This window comes from Nioella sp. (genome assembly GCF_964229645.1).
GTDB lineage: Bacteria > Pseudomonadota > Alphaproteobacteria > Rhodobacterales > Rhodobacteraceae > Nioella.
In genome coordinates this window covers 1-5096 of record NZ_CAXREX010000064.1, presented here as the reverse complement: position 1 = coordinate 5096, position 5096 = coordinate 1, and the positions used below count along the sequence as shown (strand labels likewise).

Annotated in this window: 5 protein-coding genes, 1 tRNA gene and 1 pseudogene; 6 read left to right on the top strand and 1 reads right to left on the bottom strand. The window is 67.5% G+C overall.

Annotation, left to right across the window (positions count from 1 at the left end):
• Nucleotides 1-86, bottom strand: a tRNA-Ser gene (locus ACEQXV_RS04315).
• Nucleotides 87-310: 224 nt separating this feature from the next.
• Between ACEQXV_RS04315 and ACEQXV_RS04310 the strand changes: the two genes are divergently transcribed.
• From ACEQXV_RS04310 to ACEQXV_RS04285, 6 genes and pseudogenes are all read left to right on the top strand, one after another.
• Nucleotides 311-1150 carry an SPOR domain-containing protein gene (locus tag ACEQXV_RS04310; RefSeq protein ID WP_370253605.1) on the top strand — a complete coding sequence of 280 codons (840 nt, stop codon included), beginning with the start codon at nucleotides 311-313 and terminating at the stop codon, nucleotides 1148-1150.
• Nucleotides 1151-1166: 16 nt separating this feature from the next.
• Nucleotides 1167-2336: a D-alanyl-D-alanine carboxypeptidase family protein gene (locus tag ACEQXV_RS04305; RefSeq protein WP_370253606.1), complete on the top strand. Its 1170-nt coding sequence runs from the start codon at nucleotides 1167-1169 to the stop codon at nucleotides 2334-2336.
• Entirely contained in the window at nucleotides 2336-2947 is a 612-nt protein-coding gene (tmk, locus tag ACEQXV_RS04300) for a dTMP kinase (RefSeq protein WP_370268059.1), read from the top strand. The genes ACEQXV_RS04305 and tmk overlap by 1 nt, the downstream gene beginning before the upstream one ends.
• Nucleotides 2944-4080, top strand: a complete 1137-nt coding sequence (locus ACEQXV_RS04295) for a DNA polymerase III subunit delta' (protein ID WP_370253609.1) — start codon at nucleotides 2944-2946, stop codon at nucleotides 4078-4080. Before tmk ends, ACEQXV_RS04295 begins: the two co-directional genes overlap by 4 nt.
• 33 nt (nucleotides 4081-4113) lie before the next feature.
• Nucleotides 4114-4920 carry a TatD family hydrolase gene (locus tag ACEQXV_RS04290; protein WP_370268058.1) on the top strand — a complete coding sequence of 269 codons (807 nt, stop codon included), beginning with the start codon at nucleotides 4114-4116 and terminating at the stop codon, nucleotides 4918-4920.
• Nucleotides 4920-5096, top strand: a pseudogene (locus ACEQXV_RS04285) (MBL fold metallo-hydrolase); the annotation flags it as partial. The gene ACEQXV_RS04290 and the pseudogene ACEQXV_RS04285, both read left to right, overlap by 1 nt.

The window sequence follows — 5096 nt, the reverse complement described above, 5'->3', positions numbered from 1 at the left end:
GGAGGAGGTGGGATTCGAACCCACGGTACGCTTTCACGCACGCCGGTTTTCAAGACCGGTGCATTCGACCACTCTGCCACTCCTCCGGGTCGGTTCTCCCTTAGCGGCCCTTCCGCGATTCTGAAAGCGGTGGAGCACAGGCGCCAAGTTGCAGGTTGCCGCCCAATTGGAAAGGATGGGTTTGCAGGGCGCGGGGGAACCTGTATCTTTCCCGCAAACTGGTCCGCCCCCGACGCGGGCCCATCGCGGTATGGCCAAGACGAAGCGCCGGAGAACGGGCGCATGAGGCGGCAGAGCAGGGGATTGTAAGATGAGCTTCCTGAAGAAAACCCGGGTGCCTGTGCGGGTTGCCGGCACGCTGGCCCTGCTTCTCGCCATCGCGGGATGTGAAGAGGGGCTGCAACTGCCCTTCGGCCAGGGATCGGGGGCCAGCGGGGGCGCGGCGTCCGCGACGCCCGGCTCGACCCGGCTGGTGGAACGCGATGTGGAGGCCCCCGAGGTGTTCCAGGTCAGCGACCAGGGGCTCTGGGATGGCCGCCCCTCGCTTGGCGGGGTCTGGGTGGCCCATCCCGATGCCGAGGATCCCGAGCGGGTCATCATCCGAAACGAGGAAAACGACCGTTTCGTGATCGGCGCCCTGTTCCGGCGCGAGCGTGAAAATCCCGGTCCGGTCCTGCAGGTGTCCTCCGATGCCGCCGCAGCACTCGGCATGGTGGCAGGGGCGCCCACCGCGCTGAACGTCACCGCCCTGCGCCGCGAGGAAGTGGCCGACCCGGAGGTCGCCCCGGCCGCCGCGACCGCCGCAGCAGCCGCCGCTGGCGAGAGCATCGAAACCACGGAAATCGACCCGATCTCAGCCGCCGTCGCCGCCATCGAGGAAGCCGAGGCCGCGGCCCCTGCCCCGGTGGCCAGCAGCCTTGACCGGCCCTATATCCAGATCGGCATCTTCAGCGTCGAGGCCAATGCCGACCGGACCGCCCGCATGATGCGCGACGCGGGTCTGACGCCGACGGTGCACGAGCAAAGTTCGAGCGGGCGCAACTTCTGGCGCGTGGTGATCGGCCCGGCCCAGACCAGTGCCGAACGTAACCGCATGCGTGAAACCGTTCGCGAACTCGGCTTTACCGATGCCTATTTCGTAACCGACTGACGACAGCAGAGGATACATGATCACCCGCTTCCGCCTTGTCCTGACCTTCATCCTGGGCCTGCTCCTGGCCCTGCCCGCTGCCGCGTTCGAAACCGAGGCGACGGCGGCCTATGTGATCGACCACAATACCGGGCAGGTTCTGCTCGACCTCAATGCCGATCTGCCCCTGCCGCCGGCCTCGATGTCGAAACTGATGACCCTGAACATGGTGTTCGAAGCGCTGGAAGATGGACGGCTGACGCTCGACACCCTGCTGCCCGTCAGCCAGCACGCGATGGACTATGGCGGCTCGACCATGTTCCTCAACACGCGCGACCGGGTCAGCGTCGAGGACCTGATCCTTGGCGTGATCGTCCTGTCGGGCAATGATGCCACCGCCGTTCTGGCCGAGGCGCTGTCACCCGATGGCACCGAGGCGGGCTTTGCCGATCTCATGACCCAGCGCGCGCGCCAGCTTGGCATGATGAATTCCACGTTCCGAAACTCGAACGGCTGGCCGGTGCCGGGCCATGTCATGTCGATGCGCGACCTGGGCATCCTGGCCGAACGGCTGATCACCGAGTTCCCGCAATATTATAACTACTTTGCCCAGCGCGAATTCGAGTTCGACGGTCGCGCGCCCGACAACCGCTACAACCGCAACCCGCTGCTCGGGCTCGGGATCGGGGTCGACGGGCTCAAGACCGGACATACCGAAGAGGCGGGCTATGGCCTTGTCGGGTCCGCCGTTCAGGGCAACCGCCGCGTGACCTTTGTGATCACCGGGCTCGGCTCTGCCGAGGCGAGGGCGCGCGAAAGCGAACGCATCGTCAACTGGGCCTTCCGCCAGTTCGCCGAGCGCGAGGTCGTGACCGAAGGCACCCAGGTGGCCGAGGCCGAGGTGTTCTTGGGCGATGCCGCAACAGTCGGCATGCAGGCCGCCCATGGCGTGACCATGCTGCTGCCCGCCCTGCTCGATCACGAGATGGAGGCCGAAGTGGTCTATACCGGGCCGATCCAGGCCCCGATCGTCGCCGGTCAGGAAATTGGCGAGCTGGTCATTCGCGTGCCCGAGATGCAGGAACGCCGCGTGCCGCTTCTGGCCACCCATGACGTGGGCACCGCCGGGATCGTCCCGCGCCTGCGCACCGCCTTCGAACAGGTCATGCAGATGGTCTTCGGCGGCGGCGATCCGCTGGCAGGCTGATGTTCATCTCTCTCGAAGGCATCGACGGATCGGGCAAGAGCACCCAGGCCCGGCTGCTGGCCGAGACCCTGCGCGGCGCCGGGCATGACGTGGTTCTGACGCGCGAACCGGGCGGTGCGCCGGGGGCCGAGGAAATCCGGCGCCTGCTGGTCGAGGGCGATCCCGACCGCTGGTCCGCCGAAACCGAGATCCTGCTCTTCACCGCTGCGCGGCGCGATCACCTGGAGCGGACCATCCGCCCGAACCTTGCAGCGGGCAAGATCGTGATCACCGACCGCTTCGCCGATTCCACCCGCGTCTACCAGGGCGCGACCCGGGGCGACCTGCGCGGGCTTGTCGATGGCATCCACGCGCTCGCCATCGGGATGGAACCCGACCTGACGCTCATTCTCGACATGGACCCGGAGGCGGCCCTGGCCCGTGGCCTCGCCCGTCGATCGGGCGAGGACCGGTTCGAGGATTTCGGCCTGCCCTTCCAAAAGGCCCTGCGCGACGGCTTTCACGCGCTCGCCGATCAATTCCCCGGGCGCTGCCGGCTGATCGACGCGGGCCGCGCGCCCGAAGCCATTGCCGCCGATGTGCTGGCCGCCGTGCAGGCGGCGCTGCCATGAAGGCGCTTGGCGAAGCCGAGGCCCTGCCCGAGGCCGACCGCGCCGAAGGCGCCCCGCACCCGCGCGAAACCCTTTCCCTGTTCGGGCACCAGGCCGCCGAGGCCGCGTTCCTGCGCGCCTACACCTCGCACCGCCTGCACCACGCCTGGCTGATCACCGGCCCCAAGGGCGTGGGCAAGGCGACACTGGCCTGGCGCATCGCGCGTTTCCTCCTGGCCACGCCGATGGACGAGGGCGATGCACTCTTTGGCGCGCCGCCCCCGCCCGACCGGCTGGACATTGCGCCGGACCATCCCGTCGCCCATCGCATCCATGCTCTCTCGGAACCGGGGCTTTTCCTGCTGCGCCGCCCCTGGGACAGGGAAAAGAAGCGGCTCAAGACAACGATCACGGTCGATGAAGTGCGCAAGATGAAGGATTTCTTCGGGCTGTCTGCGGGCGGCAACGGCCGCCGAGTGGTCATCGTGGATGCCGCCGAGGAGATGAACCAGAACGCGGCGAATGCGCTGCTGAAGATGCTAGAAGAGCCGCCGAAGAACGCCACGCTTCTGCTTATCTCGCATCAGCCCTCGCGGCTTCTGCCCACGATCCGGTCGCGCTGCCGCACGCTGGCGCTTGGCGCGCTCGGGCCCGATGACATGGGCCGCGCGCTGCACCAGGCCGGGATCGACGCGGGCGACAGCGCCGCGCTGGCCGAACTTTCGGCAGGGTCCGTGGGCGAGGCCGTCGCGCTCATCCAGCAGGAGGGGCTGACGCTTTACGCCGAGATCATGGAGCTTTTCGCCACCCTGCCCCGCATGGATCGTTCCCGCGCGGTGAAACTGTCCGACGCAGGGGGCGCGAAAGGGGCCGAGGCCCGGTTCGAGCTGCTTCTCGATCTCATCGACCGGCTCCTGTCGCGGCTGGCGCGCACGGGGGCCACCGGCCAGCCCCTTCCCGAGATCCTGCCCGGCGAGGCCGAACTGATCGCGCGGCTCGCGCCCGATTTGCAGGCAGCGCGCGCCTGGGCTGACCTCTCGGCGGACCTGACCTCGCGCGCGCGGCGCGGCAAGGCGGTCAACCTTGACCCTGCCGCGCTTCTCCTTGATATGTGTCTTCGGATTGGCAGCACCGCCGAGCGCCTGCCCCTCTGACCCATCCCAGGACGGCGCGAAGGACGACGCTTGATGAGTGACCTGCCGGATATCGTCGATAGCCACTGCCATCTCGATTTCCCCGATTTCGCCGAGGAACTGCCCCAGGTCGTTCAGCGTGCCGTCGATCATGGCGTCACCCGCATGGTCACGATCTGCACCCGGCTGCGCAACGTGCCCAACGTGCGCGCCATCTCCGAGGCGCATGATCCCGTCTTCTGGGCGGCCGGAACCCATCCGATGAGCGCCGCGGAAGAGCCCCTGGCCACGGTCGAAGAACTGGTGGCGCTGGCCGAGCACCCCAAGTTCGTCGGCATCGGCGAAACCGGGCTCGACTATCACTACACCGCCGACAGCGCCGAGATGCAGCAGGTCAGCCTGCGCCTGCATATCGAGGCCGCACGGCAGACCGGCCTGCCGCTCATCATCCATTCGCGCGATGCAGATGACGACATGGCCCGTATCCTGACGGAAGAGCACGCGAAAGGCGCGTTTACCTGCGTGATGCATTGCTTCACCTCGTCACCCGCCTTGGCGGAAACGGCGCTCGGTCTTGGCTTCTACCTGTCGATGTCGGGGATCACTGCCTTCCCGCGCTCCTCCGATCTGCGCGATATCTTTGCCGCCGCGCCCGTGGACCGCATCCTTGTGGAAACCGATGCGCCCTACCTTGCGCCGCCCCCCTATCGCGGCAAGCGGAATGAACCGGCCTACACACTGCACACGGCCCGCCGCGCGGCCGAAACCTTTGGGCTATCCGAGGCCGCGTTCTTCGCCCAGACCACCGCCAATTTCGACCGTCTGTTCTGGAAGGCCAAGACATGGAGGCAGGCCGCCTGATGGCAGAGCTGCGCTTCATCATCCTGGGCTGCGGTTCGTCGGGCGGCGTGCCCCGCCTTGGCGGCCACTGGGGCGATTGCGACCCGAACGAGCCGCGCAACCGTCGGCGGCGCTGCTCGCTGCTGATCGAGCGCGAAACATCGCATGGCGTGACCCGTGTGCTGATCGACACCTCG